The sequence below is a fragment of the Gordonia sp. ABKF26 genome, assembly GCF_041103195.1.
Classification (GTDB): Bacteria; Actinomycetota; Actinomycetes; order Mycobacteriales; family Mycobacteriaceae; genus Gordonia; species Gordonia terrae.
The window spans coordinates 3,613,749-3,633,335 of sequence record NZ_JBGCVZ010000003.1; the positions used below are offsets into that span (position 1 = coordinate 3,613,749).

The window sequence follows — 19,587 nt, forward strand, 5'->3', positions numbered from 1 at the left end:
TCTACTGTTCCCGGCCGTGGTACTGGGCGACGGCCCGCTTCATCATCGAGCGGGCGCGGGTGCGGTCGCCGGCGTAGTCGTAGGCACGGGCGATGCGGTAGGTGTTGCGCCAGTCGTTCGGGTCAGCCTCCCACTCGGCCTTCACCTGAGCGAAGAGTTCGTCGGCCGCGTCGCGCTCCATGCGGCCCGATGCGCGGTGCGGCAGGTGGGAGATGTCGAGTTCGCGACCTTCGTCGGCGATGATCGCGGCGAGTTTCTGGTGCTCGAGCCCCGCCCGCAGCGTCGCGTAGACCAGCCATGCCCCGATGAGCGGCAGCGCGATGACTCCCACGCCCAGACCGATGCCCGCCAGCGAACCGGAGGCGATCAGCTGGAAGCCGCGCCATCCGAGCAACACGAAGTAGACGATCAGCGCCACGACCAGGAAGCCGATCATCCAGACGATCGGCCGGGAGTCCTTCTTCCGCGGGCCCAGGCGCGGTGCGCCGCCTTCGGTGTCGTCGTCGTGGGCTGGTTCACCCTGCGGGTCGGCGGGGGTCATCGGTCAGAGGTCCATCAGTTCTTCGAGCCCGATGGTGAGGCCCGGGCGGCCGGCCATGCTGCGCACGCCCAGGAGCACTCCCGGTGCGAACGACGCCCGGTCGAGGGAGTCGTGCCGGATGGTGAGCGTCTCACCGGCGGTGCCGAGCAGCACCTCCTGATGGGCGACGAGTCCGGCGAGCCGTACCGAGTGGACGCGCACGTCGTCGACGACAGCGCCGCGGGCGCCGTCGAGTTCCTCGGTCGTGGCGTCGGGGCTCCGTCCGACTCCGGCCTCGGCCCGCGCCCGCCCGATCAGCTCTGCCGTCCGATAGGCGGTACCCGACGGCGCGTCGGCCTTGTGCGGGTGGTGCAACTCGATCACCTCGACCGACTCGTAGTACTTGGCGGCCTGCGCGGCGAAACGCATCGACAGCACGGCGCCGATCGCGAAGTTGGGTGCGATGAGGACGCCCACGCCGGGGTTGTCCGACAGCCAGCCACGGACCGTGTCCAGTCGTTCCTCGGTGAATCCGGTGGTGCCGACGACGGCGTGAATCCCGTTGGCGATGAGGAACTTCAGGTTGTCCATCACCACATCGGGGTGGGTGAAGTCGACGACGACCTGGGTCTCGGTGTCGGTGAAGAACTCCAGGGAGTCCCCCTTGTCGACACCCACGGTGTAGGTGAGGTCGTCGGCGTTCTCGACCGCGGCAACGATCGCCTGCCCGACCTTGCCCTGGCTGCCCAGGACGCCCACCTTGATACCGCTCATGCCCACCCTCTTCTTGTCGACGCGCCACATCCCAACCGTTGCCGGGCCAGTCTAGTGGCGTCGGAGCCTCAGAAGATCGGGGCACCGCCGCGGCGGTGCTCGAACACCAGCGACGTGGTGGTGCCGGCGACCTCCGGCCGGCCGTTGAGTCGTTCGACGAACTGGCGCAGCGCCTCGGTGTCGGCAGCGGCGACATGCAGCAGATAGTCGTCGGTGCCGGCGAGGAAGAACACGTCGATCACCTCGTCGTGGGTGGCGATCTCGCCGACGAACTGCCGAATCCGCCCGCGCGCGTCGGACTGCAGGCTGACGGCGACCATCGCGCGCAACGGACGTCCCAGCGCGGCCGGGTCGACATCGGCGAAGAAGCCGCGGATGATGCCGAGTTCGATGAGCCTCCGCAGCCGCCCATGGCAGGTCGACGCGGCGATGCCGACGCGCTGGGCCAGTTCGCTGTTGGGCATCCGCGCATCCGACTGCAGTAGTCGCAATAGCTCCTGGTCCGTCGCGTCGAGGTCGCCCGTCCGAACATCCTTCGGCGTCGCGGGCATCGCATGCTCTCCGATCACAGAATCGTCGGCGAATCCCGACTGTCGAGAATATTCTTCAGTCACATTGTGACACGGTCGACGTTCCTTCACGCTGGAATCAGTTCATCGAGGAACATTCAGGAGACGCAACCAGTACGGAGTCACCATGCGTATCGGCATCCCCACCGAGATCAAGAACCACGAGTACCGGGTGGCCATCACCCCGGCCGGCGTCGCCGAACTCCACAATCGCGGTCACGACGTCGTGATCCAGGCCGGTGCGGGTGAGGGCTCGGCGATTCCCGACAACGATTTCAAGGCCGCGGGCGCTCAGATCCTGGGATCGGCCGCCGAGGTGTGGGAGCAGGCCGATCTGCTGCTGAAGGTCAAGGAACCGATCGCCTCCGAGTTCCCGCTGATGCGCCGGGATCAGACCCTGTTCACCTACCTTCACCTCGCGGCGGGCCGAGAGTGCACACAGGCACTGCTTGCCTCGGGCATCACCTCCATCGCCTACGAGATGGTCCGCAGCGCCGACGGTGCACTCCCCCTCCTGGCCCCGATGAGCGAGGTCGCCGGACGCCTCGCACCGCAGGTGGGCGCCTACCACCTGATGCGTTCGGCGGGTGGCCGGGGCGTACTGATGGGCGGCGTCCCGGGAACCGAGCCCGCCGACGTCGTCGTTCTCGGCGGTGGCGTCAGCGGCGTCAACGCGGCCCAGATCGCGCTCGGTATGGGCGCCCAGGTCACCGTCTTCGACATCGACATCGCCAAACTGCGGGCCGTCGACGCCCGCTTCGGCGGTCGCGTGCACACCCGGTACAGCACGGCACTCGCGATCGAGGCCGCCGTCGTCGACGCCGACCTGGTGATCGGAGCCGTTCTCGTCCCGGGCGCCAAGGCACCGGTCCTCGTCTCGAACAGCACTGTCGCCCGGATGAAGCCGGGCGCGGTGCTCGTCGACGTCGCGATCGACCAGGGTGGTTGTTTCGAGGACTCCCGGCCCACCACGCATGATGATCCGACCTTCGCCGTCCACGAGACCGTCTTCTACTGCGTCGCGAACATGCCCGGCAATGTCGCGCGTACGTCGACCCAGGCGCTCACCGGCGCGACCCTCCCGCACGTCCTCCGGCTGGCCGATTCGGGACCGACGAAGGCGTGCGCGGCCGACCCGGCACTCGCCTCGGGGCTGAGCACGCGAGACGGCGAACTGTTCACCGCGGAGGTCGGCGCCGCACTCGACCTGGAAGTGTCGCCGAACCCCTTCGCGCACAACTGAGCACAAGCGGTCAGAAGGTCAGCGTCGTGGTGCCTCGACGTCGCGCACGCCAGCCATAGCGTCGCTCGGTCATCGATCCGTGGCCGTCGTGCCCGACCCGCAGAAGGGTCGACGCCCGGGTGCCGTATCCGGGGATGTTGATGAACATCGACGACAGCGCCGCCTCGGCCTGTGGGCCGACGCCGGTGTCGGGCAGCCTCGCCGGGTCCGGCCGATCCTGGTCGGCCAGCATGGCGAAGTAGGACTCGTCCAGGGTGGCGGCGGCTGGATCGGCGCCCTCCGCCTCGACCAGCTCACCCAGCGCCGCCGCACCGTCGACGACCTTCGGCCAGTCGTTGTCCAGGGCCCCGTTGGAGAGACCGTGCACGCCGTCGGCAACCCGCTCGGCGCGCGGCTCCGGCCAGTTCGTCATCCACCACAGCTCGTTCCGATCGGCGACGAGCAGATTGACCGGGTCGTACGCGGCAGCGTCGTCGACGACCCGGTGCGCGTACACCTTCGGATCGTCGTCACCGACCAGATAGTCCACCGGAAGCTGTCCGCGCGAACGGATTCCGGTTCGTCGAGCCGGACCGACGCGAACGTTCGTGACCATCGCCACCCGGTCGGGCGTCTCCGCCGAGACGGCCATCCACGTCCCGCCGGCGACGGCATCGCGACCCCCGAGGATCGGCAGGTCGTCCCAGTGCGACAGCGCGAACGTGCGGCGGCGGTGCTGCTCGTCCCGGTTGGCGGCGACGATCAGACGCCGGGTGGGGTGGGCGTTCCACGCGAAGAGGATCAGACACATCGGGTCTCAGGTCACCTGCTCGGGTCCGGGGAGGAGTCGGCTCATGGTGGACATCCGCCGCTGCACACCGGCGATCTCGCGGACCGCCTGCCCGAGGAGGCTGCGGTCCAGCGGGGACAACTGTCTGACGTCGAACCGATCGCCGGGCGGGTCGCCGTTGTCGAACTGCGCGACCTGATATCGCAGTCGGACGCGCTGCAACACGTCGAAGACCTCGATGAGCATCGACGCCTGCTCGTCCGGCAGCATCTCGCTGCCGGACGCCGCGCGCAGACGGCCCCGGGTGTCGACGTCGGTCGAACCGACACTGACCGCAGCCCATCGCGCGATGTTGACCAGCGGTGTGACCGCATGCTTCTTGATGTCGACGACGTTGCCCCGCCCGGTCAGCACATCACGCCGGGAGCGCAACCGGGCACGCCTCGACAGAGTCTCGGCCAGAAGCAGATTCATCGTCCTCGGGTCACGCCGCAGGCCGGCGATCATCGCCACCGCCGGCGTCGCCGACGACGCGCCGCCCCCGCGGACCGGCCGGCCGTCGAGCATCAGCGACGTGAAGATCATCCCCTTGCCCGCGAGCGGGTCGTCGATCCAGCCCCGCGCCGCCGCCTGCCACTGCGAGTGCGTCCGCGCGAACAGCGGCTTCGATGCGAGGGCGCCGTTGGCGTCGACCCGCAGTCCAGCGTTCCGCAACACCTCGTCGACCTCACCGAACGCCGCCCGGTACCGATCGATCTCGTCGGCGACCGAATCACCGAGAGAGACAGCCGAATCCACGTCGGAGCTCAAGACCGGTTCCCGACGGGCGGTGCTGCCCAGCGACAGCCAGGTGAACGCCGCCGGATCGAGCTCGGGATGGGCGGCGAGGACGACATCGAGCGCACGACCGACGACCGAATCGACGATCAGGGACGCCGCGCGGGTGATCTCGTACGGCGGCCGGTCGCGGCGCACCAGGTCGGCGACGAACTGCGGCAGGCGGCGCGCGTGCCCCTGCAGCTCGTCGACGTCGATCGACCGCCGGATCTGTTCGCGCAGAGGGATTCCGGCACCCGCCGGGTCGGCGACGAAATCGCCGGGACCGACGACACCGACCACATCGCCGTCGGCGTCGCACACCGGGACGATCGAGAGGTCACGATCGACGAGTTCGGTCAGGACGTCCACGGCGGCCGCCCCGGCATCGACGACGAACGCCGGCTCCGTCACGATCTCCCCGACCTCGGTGTCGACGCTGCGCCCGGCCGCGACCACCTCGGCCCGGATGTCGCCGTCGGTCAGCACACCGTGGCGTCGGTCCGGCAGCGGGATGACCACATAATCCTGTCCGCGCTCGGTCATCAGCGCGGCCGCCTGACGGACGGTCATGTCGGCCCGGCCGATCACCGGTGCGGTGCGCAGGAGTTCGGCGACGGCGCGCGCGGCGGAGACGTCGCCGGCGTCGCGACGGCGCGCGACCGTCAGCTGCACCTTCTCCTCACCGGACATCTCTGCAGAGTCTAGGCGCGCGTCGCGACCGACCGGGCCGTCGGCCGGTCGGATGATTCCGGGTCGGGCCGGACACCACAGGACCCGTGCGGCACTCCAACGGAGCAGACACCCGCTCGGAGCAAAGGACACCCCGATGATCAAGCCTCACGTCGCCGCCGCGACCACCCTGCTGGCCGCCCTGGCCGTGGCGCTGGGCACCGCAACCCCCGCAACCGCGGTCACGCCCCGGTACGCCGACACGCTCACCGCCGGGCAGGGCATCCTGATCGGCGACGGACTGTGCTCCATCGGATTCTTCGGGACCAATGCCGACGGCGACCGTCTCGCGGTCACCGCCGGACACTGCGCCGACGGTGTCGGCGACGAGGTCACCACCACCGACGGCGAGCCGATCGGCGAGGTCGTGGAATGGAAGGACGACGGCGGCACCCCGGACGGGTCGATCACCCTCGCCGATCCCCGCGGCTACACCGTCATCGCGATCGAGGACGAATGGGACGTGGACCCGGTGTTCGTGACGGCGGCCGACCCCGAGGTCGGCGAACCGGTGGCCAAGACCGGTGAACGCACCGGCACGACAGTCGGCACCGTGACGGGACTGCTGCATCAGGACGCGGCACCCGAACACCGGCTCGTCAACGCCGAGCTCGTCGTCCTGGGCGGCGACTCCGGGTCGCCCTGGTACCAGGAGACCCGCGCCGGCCGGTACGTCCTCGTCGGGATCTCCTCGAGCGGGAACTTCGGTACCCAGAACCCCGACCAGGCGATCTCGACGGCCCAGACCATCGAGGGTCTGTACGAGCAGATCGCCGGCTCCGGAACGGCCTGGACCGACGGATTCGAGATCTGGTTCGACGAACCCGATCGTCGGTAGAGCCACGACACGGCGAAGGGGCCCGCCGTCCGCATGGACGACGGGCCCCTTCCGGACCCACTCGGTGTCAGATCAGGCGTCTGCGGTGGCTGCCTCGGCAGCCGGTGCCTCCGCCTTGTCGGCGTCGTCGTCGACCGGGACGAGGCTGATCTTGCCGCGCTCGTCGATGTCGGCGATCTCCACGCGGAGCTTGGAGCCCACGTTCACGACGTCCTCGACCTTGTTGATGCGCTTGCCCTTGCCGAGCTTCGAGATGTGCACCAGGCCGTCGCGACCCGGCAGCAGCGACACGAACGCACCGAACGCGGTGGTCTTGACGACGGTGCCGAGGAAACGCTCCCCGACCTTCGGCAGCTGCGGGTTCGCGATCGCGTTGATGCGGTCGATCGCGGCCTGCGCGGACGGGCCGTCGGCGGCGCCGACGAACACGGTGCCGTCGTCCTCGATGGAGACGTTCGCGCCGGTCTCCTCGGTGATGCCGTTGATCGTCTTGCCCTTGGGGCCGATCAGCTCACCGATCTTGTCCATCGGGATCTTGATGGTGGTGATCCGCGGCGCGAACGGGCTCATCTCGTCCGGCTCGTCGATGGCCTCGGCCATCACGTCGAGGATGGTCAGCCGGGCGTCCTTGGCCTGGCTGAGCGCACCCGCGAGCACCTGCGACGGGATGCCGTCGAGCTTGGTGTCGAGCTGCAGGGCCGTCACGAAGTCCTTGGTGCCCGCGACCTTGAAGTCCATGTCGCCGAACGCATCCTCGGCGCCGAGGATGTCGGTCAGTGCGACATAACGGGTTTCGCCGTCGACGGTGTCGGAGACGAGACCCATGGCGATACCGGCGACCGGGGCGCGCAGCGGCACACCGGCATTCAGCAGCGACATGGTCGACGCGCAGACCGAGCCCATCGACGTCGAGCCGTTGGAGCTCAGTGCCTCGGAGACCTGACGGATCGCATACGGGAAGTCCTCGACGCTCGGCAGCACCGGCATCAGGGCACGCTCGGCGAGAGCACCGTGGCCGATCTCGCGACGCTTGGGCGACCCGACGCGACCGGTCTCACCGGTCGAGTACGGCGGGAAGTTGTAGTGATGCATGTACCGCTTGGACGTCTCGGGTCCGAGCGAGTCGATCTGCTGCGCCATCTTGACCATGTCGAGAGTGGTGACACCCATGATCTGGGTCTCGCCGCGCTCGAACAGCGCACTGCCGTGGGCGCGCGGGATGATCGCGACCTCGGCCGAGAGCGCGCGGATGTCGGTGATGCCGCGACCGTCGATGCGGAAGTGGTCGGTCAGGATGCGCTGGCGCACGAGCTTCTTGGTCAGCGACCGGTAGGCGCCGCCGATCTCCTTCTCGCGACCCTCGAACTGCTCGCCGAGCTGGGCCAGGATGTCGGCCTTGAGCTCGTCGGTCTTGTCGTCGCGCTCCTGCTTGCCCGCGATCGTCAGGATCTCCGACAGGCGATCGGTGGCAGCGGCGGCCACGGCGTCGTAGACGTCCGACTGGTACGGCGGGTACAGCGGGAACTCGGCGGTCTCCTTGGCCGCGGCGGCGGCCAGGGACTTCTGCGCCTCGCAGAGGCGGGCGATGAACGGCTTGGCGGCTTCGAGGCCCTCGGCCACGATCGCCTCGGTCGGCGCCTGTGCGCCACCGGCGACGAGGTCGATGACGTTGTCGGTGGCCTCTGCCTCGACCATCATGATCGCGACGTCGGCGGTGTCACCGGAGCCGGCGACGATGCGGCCCGCGACGACCATGTCGAACACGGCGCCCTCGAGCTGCTCGACGGTCGGGAACGCGACCCACTGTCCGGCCTTGTTCTCCTCGGTCGGGATGAGCGCGACGCGCACGCCGCCGACGGGGCCGGAGAACGGAAGGCCGGCGAGCTGGGTCGAGGCCGACGCGGCGTTGATCGCGACGACGTCGTAGAGGTCGTTGGGGTTGAGCGAGAGGACGGTCACGACGACCTGGATCTCGTTGCGGAGACCGTCGACGAACGACGGGCGCAGCGGACGGTCGATGAGGCGACAGGTCAGGATCGCGTCGGTCGAGGGGCGGCCCTCGCGACGGAAGAACGATCCGGGGATGCGTCCGGCGGCGTACATCCGCTCCTCGACGTCCACGGTGAGCGGGAAGAAGTCGAAGTGCTCCTTCGGGTGCTTCGACGCCGCGGTGGTCGAGAGCAGCATGTTCTCGTCGTCGAGGTAGGCGGTGACCGACCCGGCGGCCTGCAGCGCGAGGCGTCCGGTCTCGAACCGGATCGTGCGGGTGCCGAAGCTCCCGTTGTCGATGACGGCGGTCGCCTCGGTGATGGCGTCGTCGTAGTCGTCGGCGAAGTCTTCGGTCGTGTTCACATCTGTCATGTGGGGTGGAATCCCTTCGTAGCGGCTGCCGGTGGCGGCCGTCTGACGCGGCCACGCGAAGTCGGCCGCTTGTGCGGTTGGGGGTGGTCATCGCGGAGGTGCGCAGCACGTACTCACATGCCGCATCGAGCGGACATGTCCTCGAGAGCGCACGCGCGGATCGGACCGACCCAGAACGCGCCGAGAATGCGCGGCAGCACGGTGAATGGCGCAGCGTATCTGCGCCGGATGAGTGCTCAGACGGCCTTCGATCGAAGCGGCCGGAATCCTGCGCGCCCGGGGATTGCCCGGGCGAGGTTTCCGGCGGCCACTACCGAGGACCGATCTGGCTGGTCGTTCCGTACTGCCTCGAGTTCCGGCACGATCCGTCTGTCAGCGTATCACCGCCGACTGTCAATACCTCAATACGACGAACATGCATACGACAAACCGGCCGCCCCCGGATTCGGGGGCGGCCGGTCGAAGTCGTGGGATCAGCGACGCAGGCCGAGGCGCTCGATGAGCGAACGGTAGCGGTTGATGTCGACCTTGGCGACGTACTTGAGCAGACGACGACGGCGTCCGACCAGCAGGAGCAGGCCGCGCCGGCTGTGGTGGTCGTGCTTGTGCTGCTTCAGGTGCTCGGTGAGGTCGGTGATGCGCTTGGTCAGCATCGCGACCTGGGCCTCGGGCGAACCGGTGTCGGTCTCGTGCAGACCGTACTCGGCGAGGATTTCCTTCTTCTGCTCGACAGTCAAAGCCATGGAGATACTCCTGTTTCTCAGTACCGCGTCCGAAACGACAACGGTGCGCCACCGCGGACTGCAGCAACACCGACTGATCAGGCTACAGCCCGGGTGGGACGCGGCCCAAATCGGCGCCGGGAGCGCAGCGAGCGGGCCGTGAACCCTCAGCTCTCGGCCGCGGCCAGGATCTCCCTGGTCTTCGTGACGTCGTCACCCATCGCGGTGATCAGGTCGTCGACGCCGTCGAACTGCTCCATGCCGCGGATGCGATGGACGAAGTCGACGGCGACGTGCTGGCCGTACAGATCGGCACTCTTGTCGAGCACGAACGCCTCGACGGTGCGAGTCCGGCCGGAGAACGTCGGATTGGTGCCCACCGACACCGCGGCCTCGTACCGCTCCCCCGGCTCGACCTCGCCGACGACCGGACCGGCGCCGAGGATCGTGAACCAGGCGGCGTAGACGCCGTCGGCCGGGATGGCGGCGTACATCGGCGGCGCCACATTGGCCGTCGGGTAGCCCAGGTCGCGGCCGCGGCCGTCGCCACGCACCACGACGCCCTCGACCCGATGCGGTCGACCGAGCGCCTCGGTGGCACGGTCCACGTCACCGGCCGCGACACAGGAACGGATGTAGGTCGACGAGAACGTCACCGCGTGTTCACCAAACAGCGACACCGATTCCACCGAGAAGCCGAATTTCCCACCGAGTTCGGCGAGCTTGGACACGTCCCCGGCCGCCTTGCGACCGAAGGTGAAGTTGTCGCCGACCACCACGACGGCGGCGTGCAACGTCTCCACGAGGATGTCGTGGGCGAAGTCCTTCGGCGACCGGGCGGCGAGTTCGGGGGTGAACGGCATGACGCAGAAGACGTCGATGCCGAGTTCCTCGGCCAGCTCGGCGCGCCGCGTCAGCGTCGTCAGTTGCGGCGGATGGGATCCCGGCCGGACCACCTCGGACGGATGCGGATCGAATGTCATCAGCACCGCCGGCACCCCGTGCTCCTTCGCCGCCGTGGTGGCGGCGCTGATGAGCTCGGCGTGTCCCCGGTGGACACCGTCGAAGACACCGATGGTGACCACGCACCGTCCCCAGTCCGCGGGGATGTCGTCCAGACCTCGCCATCGCAACACGCGACCAGACTACGGGCACCCGGTGTTCCAAACCACCACCGCCACTCGCGTTTGCGGTGGGGTTAAGCTCTTGGTCATGCCTCGGGGATCGGATCGTCCGGTGACAGAACTGTCACAGGTGACCCAGGACTATCTGAAAGTGATCTGGACCAGCCAGGAGTGGGAGGACGTCAAGGTCACCACCAAGCTGCTGGCCCAGTCCCTCGGTGTGTCCGCATCCACCGCCTCGGAGGCGATCCGCAAGCTCGCCGACCAGGGATTCGTCTCCCACGAACCGTACGGCGCGGTCACCCTGACCGACGAGGGTCGATCCGCGGCCATCCTGATGGTGCGCCGCCATCGTCTGATCGAGACCTTCCTGGTGCGCGAACTCGGATACCGGTGGGACGAGGTGCACGATGAGGCGGAGATCCTCGAGCACGCGGTCTCCGACCGTCTGATGGCCCGGCTGGACGCGAAACTCGGTTTCCCCGACCGGGATCCACATGGTGACCCGATCCCCGCCCTGGACGGCACGATCCCCGCGCCGGACGCGGCCCTGCTGGCCGACCTGGATGTGGGGGCGTCGGGCGCCATCGCCCGGATCTCCGACACCGATCCCGAGATGCTGCGCTACTTCGATCAGGTGGGCGTCGCGCTCGACTGCGTGGTGACCGTCGCCGAGAAACGCCCGTTCGCGGGCACGATCTCGGTGTCGCTCGACGATGCCGATCCGATCGACCTCGGCGACATCGCCGCGCGCGCCATCTTCGTCGTCCCGCGCGCCTGACCCGGTCCGGGAGCGCGGTCACCGGCGTCAGCGCAGCGTCGCCGGCCGGACCACCATCACCGAACTCGCGCGACGACCCTTCTCCTGGATCAGCGCGATCGCCTGCTCCCGCGGGTCGACGACGACATAGATCTCCTTGCGTCCGATCGGCTCCAGCCACCGTCCCTGACTGATCGACTCGGCCTCGTCGTCGTCGATGTCCCGGCGCGGGAACGAGATCTTGACCGCCTCGTCGATGTCGAGGCTGACGCGCGGCTCCTCGCGCACGTCGTCGAGCGTGCGCGCATGGTCGAGCGTGAACGGGCCGACCGCGGTCCGGCGGAGTTCGGTGAGGTGCCCGCCGAGTTCCAGGGCGGCGCCGAGATCGCGTGCCAGTGATCGGATGTAGGTACCCGACGAACAGTCCACCACCACATCGAGATCGACGAACTCCCCGTCGCGTCGGGTGGCGAGCAGCTCGAAGCGGGACACGGTGACCGGGCGCGCCGCGAGGTCGAAGTCGGCGCCGGTACGCACGAGCGCGTGCGCCCGTCGGCCGTCGACCTTGATCGCGCTGACCTTCGCCGGGACCTGCTGGATGTCACCGGTGAGTTCGACCATCGCCGTGGCGATCTCGGTATCGGACACCCCGGATGCGTCCGCGGTGGAAAGGATCTCCCCCTCGCGGTCGTCGGTCGTCGTGGACGCACCGAGCCTGATCGTCGCCGTGTAGGACTTCGTGGTCAGCGACAACAGACCGAGAAGTTTTGTGGCCCTCTCGATCCCGACGACCAGGACGCCGGTCGCCATCGGGTCGAGGGTGCCCGCATGGCCGACGCGGCGGGTGTTGAAGATCTTCCGGCAGCGCGAGACGACGTCGTGGCTCGTCATACCGGCCGGCTTGTCGACGACGAGCAGCCCGGCGTTCTCGATGGTTGCGTCGGCCACGTCAGGTCAGCGCGATCGTGGTGGTGATGATGCCCCGCTCGACCAGCCAGCGACCGGAGAACTCGAGCAGCGGCGGCCCCCCGTCGGTCGCGGCCGGGTCGATGAGAATGCGCGAGGTGAACGTGCCCGACGTCGGGGTGGACTGCTCGAAGGTGATGTGCGCGTCCTCGAAACCCAGCCAGCGCTTGGCGACCGGGAACCACGCCTTGTAGGTGGCCTCTTTGGCACAGAACAGCAATCGGTCCCAGTGCAGGTCGCCCGATCGCGTCGCGAGGACCTCCCGCTCGGCCGGCAGACTGGTGTGCTCGAGCACGCCGTCGGGCAGGGCGTCGTGCGGTTCGGCGTCGATGCCGAGGGACCGCACCGACATGGCATACGCCACCGTCGCGGCGCGATAGCCGTCGCAGTGTGTGAGGCTGCCCACGATCCCGGCCGGCCAGACGGGTGCACCCTTGTCGCCCTTGAGGATCGGGACCGGCTCGTGACCGAGCTCGCCCAGCGCCTGGCGGGCGCAGTGCCGGACGGTGGTGAACTCGCGGCGGCGCTTCTCCACCGCACGGGAGATCAGGCTCTGCTCGGCCGGCATCAGGACCAGACCGGGCGGGTCGGCGAACGCCTCCGCCGAGGCGACGCCCGCCGGCAGGAGTTGCTCGATCATCGGTTGTCCTCTCGTGCTTGGCGTTCGGCCTGTCTCTCGGCCTGTCGGGTGCGGCGCTCCGCCTGCCGCTGCTCGACGCGCTGGCGGAACTCGGCGGCGCGTTCGGCATAGTCCGGGGGCAGATCGAACCGGACCCCGTGCTCGGGCAGATCGGCCGCGCCGAGCCCATCGCCGGGAACGATGTTGCGCATCAACGGATTCGGCAGTCCGCGACGCTTCCATTCCCGCGGGTAGCCGACCGACACCTCTTCGAACCGGATGCCGTCGTACCAGGTGGTCCGCGGGATGTGGAGATGGCCGTAGACACAGCAGGCCGCGTTGAACTCGGTGTGCCAGTCGGCCGTCAGTTCGCTGCCGCACCACAGGGCGAACTCGGGATAGATGAGTGCGTCGCACGGTTCCCGACGCAGGGGCCAGTGATTGATCAGGATCGTCTTCTCGGCCGGATCGATGGCCTCCAGCCGGCGTCGGGTGATCTCGATCCGCGCTCGCCCCCAGGCGTCGCGGGTGGGGAACGGCTCGGGCGACAGCAGGAACTCGTCGGTCGCCACCACGTTGCGCTCCCGGGCGAGCGCGAGCGCGGTCAGCTTGTTCGCCGTGCCCTCGGGGCGGAAGGTGTAGTCGTAGAGCAGGAACATCGGGACCACGCGGACCGGATCCGAGCCGTCACCCGGGTCGAAGAGCGGATAGATGTCCTCCGGGGTGACCACACCGATGTCGCGGCAGGCCTGCACCAGGTAGTCGTAGCGCGCGACCCCGAACACCTGCAGCGGATCCTTGGCCGTCGTGTACAGCTCGTGATTGCCCGGCACCCAGACGACGGTGGCGAAGCGCGCCCGCAGTCGACGCAAGGTGTCGACGACGTCGTCGGTGCGTTCGGCGACATCACCGGCCACGATGAGCCAGTCCTCCGGCGACGTCGGCCGAATGCTGTCGATGATGTGCTCGTTGCCCCGATGTGCGATGTGCAGATCGCTGATCGCCCACAGAGTAGCCACGAGGATCCATCGTGCCAGAGTCGCGGTCTCAGGCGCGGACCGCACCCGCCTGCCGCCAGCGTCCGGATCGGATCCGCCACACCACGGTGGCCAGCCGGACGAGCATGAACACCACCAGGCCCGACCAGACGCCGGCGAGGCCCCAGTCGAACACCAGCGACAGCCAGATCAGTGGCAGAAAGCCGACCAGGGCGCCGGTGAGTGTCGCGGTGCGCAGGAAGGCGGCGTCGCCGCTGCCGAGCAGGACGCCGTCGAGCGCGAAGACCACCCCGGCGATCGGCAGCATCCCGACGAAGAACCACCACGGCACACCCACGGCATCGAGGACCGCGGCGTCGGAGGTGAAGATGCGCGGGATCAGCGTCGCGCCGGCGGCGAACAGTGCACCCATCGCGGTGGCGGCGACCACGGACACCGCGGTGACGCGACGGGCCACGGAGTCGGCGGCGCCGAGGCGTCCCGCACCGAGTGCGGCGCCGACCAGGGCCTGGGCGGCGATGGCCAGCGAGTCGAGGAACAGCGCCATGAACTCCCACAGCTGCAGCACCAGCTGATGAGCGGCGACCTGGGCCACCCCGAATCGGGCGGCGACTGCGGCCGCGGACACGAAGCAGATCTGGAACGACAGACTGCGCACGACCAGATCACGCGCCATGACCAGCTGGGCGCGGATGATCGACCAGTCGGGCGCGAAGGCGCGCGAACCCGGGACCCGTCGCGCCTCACGGACCACTCGCACGGCGAACAGCATGCCGGTCACACCCTGTCCGATCACGTTGGCCACCGCGCTGCCGTCGAGGCCCAGACGCGGGAACGGGCCGATGCCGTGGACCAGGCCGACGACGAGCACCGCGGCGAGGGACAGGCCGACCACGACGTAGACGACCGGACGACGCGTGTCCTGCACTCCGCGCATCCACCCGTTGCCCGCCATCGACAACAGGATCAGCGGGACACCGAACATCGCGATCCGCAGCCAGCCCGCCGCGTCCTGGGCGACCGCGGCCGACTCCGGCGACGACGTTCCGACCAGCAGGCGCATCACGACCGGGGCACACGGATACGCCACCGCGACGATCAGGATGCCGACCGCCACCGCGATCCAACTCGCCTGCACGCCTTCGACGACCGCACCGGGCCGGTCACCGGAACCGAAGCGTCGCGCGGACCGGGCCGTGGTGCCGTAGGACAGGAAGGTCAGTTGGGTGCTGACGATCGAGAGCACCAGGGTGCCGACTCCCAGTGCGGCCAGTTGTTCGCCGCCCAGACGTCCCACGACGGCAAGGTCCAGCAGGAGGTAGAGCGGAGGCGCGATGAGAACCGCGAGAGCCGAGACGGTCAGCGTGGCGATGCGCGCCACGCCTGGGGAATCCTCGCTCAGAGCGACTCCAGCAACCTGGCGACCACGTCGTCAGCGGTACCGGTGTCGCTGTACCCGGAGGCCTGACGATGTCCGCCGCCACCATGGGCCCGGGCGATCGGGACGAGATCGACGATGTCCTTGGATCGCAGCGAGACCGTCCACCTCCCCGGCTCGCTCTCTTTGAAGACCGCGGCCACCTCGGCTTCGCGCGCGGTACGGATCGTGTCGATCACGCTCTCGGCCTCGTCCCAACTCATCCCGGCCAGTGCCTGGTGATCGACGATCGCGTAGACGAGACCCTCGCCGTTGCACGCCGACGGGGCGAGCTGCGCCGACGCCAGGACGCCCGACATCATCGAGAACCACGCGAACGGATGCGAGTCGAACAGGATGCGGCTCCACCTCCGCGCGTCGACGCCGGTCTCGAGGAGTCGGGCCGCCACCCGGAACGACGCCGGACGAGCCCACCGGAACGAACCGGTGTCGGTGCTGAGACCGGCGTAGATGCAGGTGGCGATGTCGGCGTCGAGTTCGACGCCCAGGTCGTCGAGGACGTCGAGCACCAGGACCGCGGTGCAGTCGGCGTCCGGGTCGACCAGGTCGAGGTCCCCGAAGCCGGGATTCGACGCATGGTGGTCGATCACAACCGAGGTCTGCGCCGCGGTGAACGTCGCGCCGAGCGACTCGAGACGATCGAGGTTGGCGGCGTCGACCGACACCACGAGCGGATGTCCGACGACCTGCGCGGGCGAACACAGCAGCTTGCTGCCGGGCAGCCCGGCGAGCGACGCCGGCAGTTGCTCGGTCCCCGGGTAGGACACCTCGACGTCGACGCCCCGGCGGTCGAGTGCCAGCCCCAGCGCCAGACCACTGCCGATCGTGTCCGCATCGGGGCGGACATGACAGCAGATGGTCACCGCGGTCGCAGAGGCCAGCGTCGCGGCGATCGCCGCGCTCGACGAACCGCTCACTCTTCGGTACCGGTGGAGTCGTCCGCCGAACGGTACGGGTCCGAATCGCCCGCCGGCTTCGCCTCCGCCGCACGCCGGGCGACGATTTCGTCGTTCGCGCGGGCGCGGGCGACGAGCTCCTCCATCTGACGTGCCGCGTCGGGCACCGTGTCGAGCACGAAACGCAGGGTCGGGGTGAAGCGCACCCCGGTGCCCGCGCCGACCTTCGACCTCAGCACGCCGGTCGCTTTCGCCAGCCCCGCGGCCGCGGCCTCGACATCGGGCTCGGCATCGATGGATTCGCCCATCACGGTGTAGTAGATCGTCGCGTCGTGCAGGTCGTTGGTCACCCGGGCATCGGTGACGGTGACATACGCCAGTCGCGGATCCTTGATCTCGTGCGCGATCGCCGACGCGACGATCGACGAGATCCGCTTGGCCAGGCGCTGAGCTCGTGCCGGATCAGCCATTACAGGACTCCTTCCGTAGCGCTGCGTGCGCGCCGACCGGAAACCGGTCGGCGCGCACCACAGCTGTCGAGATGTCGTACGAGGGCAGTCGCTGCCGCGATCAGTCGCGCGGCTTCTCCCGCAGCTCGTAGGTCTCGATCACGTCGTCCACCTTGATGTCCGAGTAGGTCAGCGTGAGACCACATTCGTAGCCTTCGCGAACCTCGGTGGCATCGTCCTTCTCGCGCTTGAGCGAGGAGACGGTGAGGTTCTCGGCGACCACCACGTTGTCGCGCAACAGGCGGGCCTTGGCGTTGCGCCGCATGATGCCCGACTGCACGAGACAACCGGCGATGTTGCCGACCTTCGACGACTTGAAGATCGCGCGGATCTCGGCGCGGCCGAGCTCCACCTCTTCGTAGATCGGCTTGAGCATGCCCTTGAGCGCGCTCTCGATCTCGTCGATGGCCTGGTAGATCACCGAGTAGTACCGGATGTCGACGCCCTCGCGGTTGGCCAGCTCGGTGGCCTTGCCCTCCGCACGGACGTTGAAGCCGATGATGATCGCATCCGAGGCCGCCGCCAGGTTGACGTTGGTCTCGGTCACGCCACCCACGCCGCGGTCGATGATCCGCAGCGAGACCTCGTCGCCCATCTCGATGTTCAGCAGCGCCTCTTCGAGGGCCTCGACCGTACCCGAGTTGTCACCCTTGAGGATGAGGTTGAGCTGGCTGGTCTCCTTGAGCGCCGAATCCAGGTCTTCCAGGCTGATCCGCTTGCGGCTGCGTGCGGCCAGCGCGTTGCGCTTGCGCGCGTTGCGCCGGTCGGCGATCTGCCGGGCGATGCGGTCCTCCTCGACCACGAGCAGGTTGTCGCCTGCGCCGGGGACCGAGGTGAAACCGATGACCTGGACCGGACGCGACGGCAGCGCCTCGGGGACGTCGTCGCCGTGCTCGTCGACCATGCGACGGACACGTCCGTAGGCGTCACCGGCGACGATCGAGTCGCCGACCTTCAGCGTGCCGCGCTGGACCAGCACGGTCGCCACCGGGCCACGGCCGCGGTCGAGGTGCGCCTCGATGGCGACACCCTGGGCGTCCATGTCCGGGTTGGCCCGCAGGTCGAGCGACGCGTCCGCGGTGAGCAGGACGGCCTCGAGCAGCGCGTCGATGTTCTCGCCCTGCTTGGCCGAGATGTCGACGAACATGGCGTCGCCGCCGTACTCCTCGGGGATCAGACCGTATTCGGTCAGCTGTCCGCGGATCTTCTGCGGGTCGGCGCCTTCCTTGTCGATCTTGTTCACCGCGACCACGATCGGCACGTCGGCCGCCTGGGCATGGTTGACCGCCTCCACCGTCTGCGGCATGACGCCGTCGTCGGCCGCGACCACGAGGATCGCGATGTCGGTCGCCTTGGCACCGCGGGCACGCATGGCGGTGAACGCCTCGTGACCCGGGGTGTCGATGAAGGTGATCAGGCGATCCTCGCCGTTGAGGTGGGTGTTCACCTGGTAGGCACCGATGTGCTGGGTGATACCGCCGGCCTCGCCCTCACGGACGTTGGCCTTGCGGATCGTGTCGAGCAGTCGGGTCTTACCGTGATCGACGTGGCCCATGACGGTGACCACGGGCGGACGCTGTTCGAGGTCTTCCTCGCCGCCCTCGTCCTCGCCGTAGGTGAGGTCGAAGCTGTCGAGGAGCTCGCGGTCCTCGTCCTCGGGGCTGACCACCTGGACGCGGTAGTTCATCTCCGAGCCGAGCAGCTCGAGTGTCTCGTCGTTGACCGACTCGGTCGCGGTGACCATCTCGCCGAGGTTGAACAACGCCTGGACCAGCGATGCCGGGTTGGCGTCGATCTTGTCGGCGAAATCGGACAGCGACGCGCCACGGGCGAGACGGATGATCTCGCCGTTGCCGCGCGGCAGCCGGACGCCACCGACGGCCGGTGCCTGCATGTTCTCGTATTCGGCGCGTTTCGCCCGCTTCGACTTGCGACCGCGGCGCGGTGCACCACCGGGACGACCGAAGGCGCCTGCTGCGCCGCCGCGTCCACGGCCGCCACCGCCACCGGGACGACCGCGGAAGCCGCCACCTGCGGGTGCACCGGGTGCACCGCCGCCGCCACCGGGGCCACCGCGGTATCCGCCGCCGCCACCGCCACGGCCGCCGCCACCGCCGGGTCCGCCACGACCACCCGGGCGGGCGTCCGGACGGGCCGCGCGCGACGGCATGGCGCCGGGACTCGGGCGCGGGGGCATGTTGCCGGGATTGGGTCGGGGGCCGCCCTGACCGGGAGCGGGACGACCGCCGCCGGGACGCGGACCACCCTGGCCGGCCGGGCCGGGACGACCGCCGCCGGGACGCGGACCGCCCTGTCCCGGACCGGGACGGGCAGCCGGACGCGGCGCGGGCGCCGGTGCCGACGAGTACGGGTTGTTGCCCACCCGCGGTGTGCGCGGGCCCGGCTTCGGGCCGGGACGCGCGCCCGGGGACGGTGCCGGGGCCGCAGGTGCCGCCGACGCGGCCGGGGCCTGCGGGGCGGGTGCCGCGGGGGCGGGCTTCGGGCTGGGACGTTCCGCCGCCGGTGCGGGCGCAGCCGGCGCCGGGGTCTCCACCGGTGCGGGTGCGGGCTTGGGTGCGCCGGGCTTCGGGCCGCCGGTACGCGGACCGGGGCTCGGGCGGTCGGCGGCGGGTGCCGCCGGGGTCGCAGATGCACCGGGCTTCGGTGCACCGGTGGTGCCGGACGGCTTGGGTCCGGGCTTTGCGCTCTGGCGCGGGCCGGGGGCCGGGGACGACTTGGAGTCCTTGGCTCCCCCGTCCTTGCCGGGGAATGATTCACGCAGTCGACGGGCCACGGGGGCCTCTACCGTCGACGACGCCGATTTGACGAACTCGCCCTGTTCCTTGAGTCGCTCGAGCACCTGTTTGCTGGTGACGCCGAGTTCCTTGGCCAGTTCGTGCACGCGGGCTTTGCCTGCCACTGCTCTCCTCACT

At 69.3% G+C, this 19,587-nt stretch carries 18 protein-coding genes; 3 read left to right on the top strand and 15 right to left on the bottom strand.

The annotated features are described in order from the left end of the window. Position 1: 1 nt before the first annotated feature. From AB4Z55_RS16695 to AB4Z55_RS16705, 3 genes are all read right to left on the bottom strand, one after another. Complete coding sequence (locus AB4Z55_RS16695) at positions 2-541, bottom strand: hypothetical protein (protein ID WP_369520120.1); 540 nt, start codon at positions 539-541, stop codon at positions 2-4. Between the two features lie 3 nt (positions 542-544). Next, the gene (gene dapB, locus AB4Z55_RS16700) at positions 545-1,294 is read right to left on the bottom strand and encodes a 4-hydroxy-tetrahydrodipicolinate reductase (RefSeq protein ID WP_101818948.1); all 750 of its coding nucleotides are present in this window, start codon (positions 1,292-1,294) and stop codon (positions 545-547) included. Between the two features lie 68 nt (positions 1,295-1,362). After that, on the bottom strand, positions 1,363-1,845 hold the full coding sequence (locus tag AB4Z55_RS16705; protein ID WP_369520121.1) for an Lrp/AsnC family transcriptional regulator: 483 nt from the start codon (positions 1,843-1,845) through the stop codon (positions 1,363-1,365). 145 nt (positions 1,846-1,990) lie between these two features. Here AB4Z55_RS16705 and ald point away from each other — a divergent pair, with 145 nt between their 5' ends. After that, positions 1,991-3,106, top strand: a complete 1,116-nt coding sequence (gene ald, locus AB4Z55_RS16710) for an alanine dehydrogenase (protein ID WP_369520122.1) — start codon at positions 1,991-1,993, stop codon at positions 3,104-3,106. A 10-nt stretch (positions 3,107-3,116) separates the two neighbouring features. On the opposite strand, the gene AB4Z55_RS16715 is transcribed toward ald, so the two are convergent. Then, positions 3,117-3,896 (bottom strand): NRDE family protein, encoded by a 780-nt coding sequence (locus AB4Z55_RS16715; protein WP_369520123.1) that lies wholly within the window; start codon positions 3,894-3,896, stop codon positions 3,117-3,119. A 6-nt stretch (positions 3,897-3,902) separates the two neighbouring features. After that, a complete protein-coding gene (locus AB4Z55_RS16720; protein ID WP_369520124.1) occupies positions 3,903-5,384 on the bottom strand; it encodes a putative nucleotidyltransferase substrate binding domain-containing protein in 1,482 nt (493 codons plus the stop codon). 136 nt (positions 5,385-5,520) lie between these two features. Between AB4Z55_RS16720 and AB4Z55_RS16725 the strand changes: the two genes are divergently transcribed. Next, a complete protein-coding gene (locus AB4Z55_RS16725; protein ID WP_369520125.1) occupies positions 5,521-6,261 on the top strand; it encodes a hypothetical protein in 741 nt (246 codons plus the stop codon). A 72-nt stretch (positions 6,262-6,333) separates the two neighbouring features. Here AB4Z55_RS16725 and AB4Z55_RS16730 read toward each other — a convergent pair whose 3' ends face one another. The 3 genes from AB4Z55_RS16730 to AB4Z55_RS16740 form a co-directional block, all read right to left on the bottom strand. Continuing rightward, on the bottom strand, positions 6,334-8,622 hold the full coding sequence (locus AB4Z55_RS16730) for a polyribonucleotide nucleotidyltransferase (RefSeq protein WP_369520126.1): 2,289 nt from the start codon (positions 8,620-8,622) through the stop codon (positions 6,334-6,336). Positions 8,623-9,095: 473 nt separating this feature from the next. Continuing rightward, positions 9,096-9,365 carry a 30S ribosomal protein S15 gene (rpsO, locus tag AB4Z55_RS16735; RefSeq protein WP_004021887.1) on the bottom strand — a complete coding sequence of 90 codons (270 nt, stop codon included), beginning with the start codon at positions 9,363-9,365 and terminating at the stop codon, positions 9,096-9,098. Positions 9,366-9,511: 146 nt separating this feature from the next. After that, a complete protein-coding gene (locus tag AB4Z55_RS16740) occupies positions 9,512-10,480 on the bottom strand; it encodes a bifunctional riboflavin kinase/FAD synthetase (RefSeq protein ID WP_081487019.1) in 969 nt (322 codons plus the stop codon). Positions 10,481-10,556: 76 nt separating this feature from the next. Here AB4Z55_RS16740 and AB4Z55_RS16745 point away from each other — a divergent pair, with 76 nt between their 5' ends. Beyond that, positions 10,557-11,249 (top strand): metal-dependent transcriptional regulator, encoded by a 693-nt coding sequence (locus AB4Z55_RS16745; RefSeq protein ID WP_033203472.1) that lies wholly within the window; start codon positions 10,557-10,559, stop codon positions 11,247-11,249. Between the two features lie 27 nt (positions 11,250-11,276). Here AB4Z55_RS16745 and truB read toward each other — a convergent pair whose 3' ends face one another. From truB to infB, 7 genes are all read right to left on the bottom strand, one after another. Beyond that, positions 11,277-12,176: a tRNA pseudouridine(55) synthase TruB gene (gene truB / locus AB4Z55_RS16750; RefSeq protein ID WP_004021890.1), complete on the bottom strand. Its 900-nt coding sequence runs from the start codon at positions 12,174-12,176 to the stop codon at positions 11,277-11,279. A gap of 1 nt (position 12,177) precedes the next feature. Then, positions 12,178-12,834: a 4'-phosphopantetheinyl transferase gene (locus AB4Z55_RS16755; RefSeq protein WP_239403431.1), complete on the bottom strand. Its 657-nt coding sequence runs from the start codon at positions 12,832-12,834 to the stop codon at positions 12,178-12,180. Then, complete coding sequence (locus AB4Z55_RS16760; RefSeq protein ID WP_172622053.1) at positions 12,831-13,832, bottom strand: metallophosphoesterase; 1,002 nt, start codon at positions 13,830-13,832, stop codon at positions 12,831-12,833. Before AB4Z55_RS16760 ends, AB4Z55_RS16755 begins: the two co-directional genes overlap by 4 nt. A 28-nt stretch (positions 13,833-13,860) precedes the next feature. Then, positions 13,861-15,192, bottom strand: a complete 1,332-nt coding sequence (locus tag AB4Z55_RS16765) for an MATE family efflux transporter (RefSeq protein WP_004021893.1) — start codon at positions 15,190-15,192, stop codon at positions 13,861-13,863. A gap of 17 nt (positions 15,193-15,209) precedes the next feature. Continuing rightward, positions 15,210-16,166, bottom strand: a complete 957-nt coding sequence (locus AB4Z55_RS16770; RefSeq protein WP_369520127.1) for a bifunctional oligoribonuclease/PAP phosphatase NrnA — start codon at positions 16,164-16,166, stop codon at positions 15,210-15,212. After that, positions 16,163-16,615, bottom strand: a complete 453-nt coding sequence (gene rbfA / locus AB4Z55_RS16775; RefSeq protein WP_004021895.1) for a 30S ribosome-binding factor RbfA — start codon at positions 16,613-16,615, stop codon at positions 16,163-16,165. Before rbfA ends, AB4Z55_RS16770 begins: the two co-directional genes overlap by 4 nt. A gap of 100 nt (positions 16,616-16,715) precedes the next feature. Further along, positions 16,716-19,574 carry a translation initiation factor IF-2 gene (gene infB / locus AB4Z55_RS16780; RefSeq protein WP_369520128.1) on the bottom strand — a complete coding sequence of 953 codons (2,859 nt, stop codon included), beginning with the start codon at positions 19,572-19,574 and terminating at the stop codon, positions 16,716-16,718. Positions 19,575-19,587: the final 13 nt, after the last annotated feature.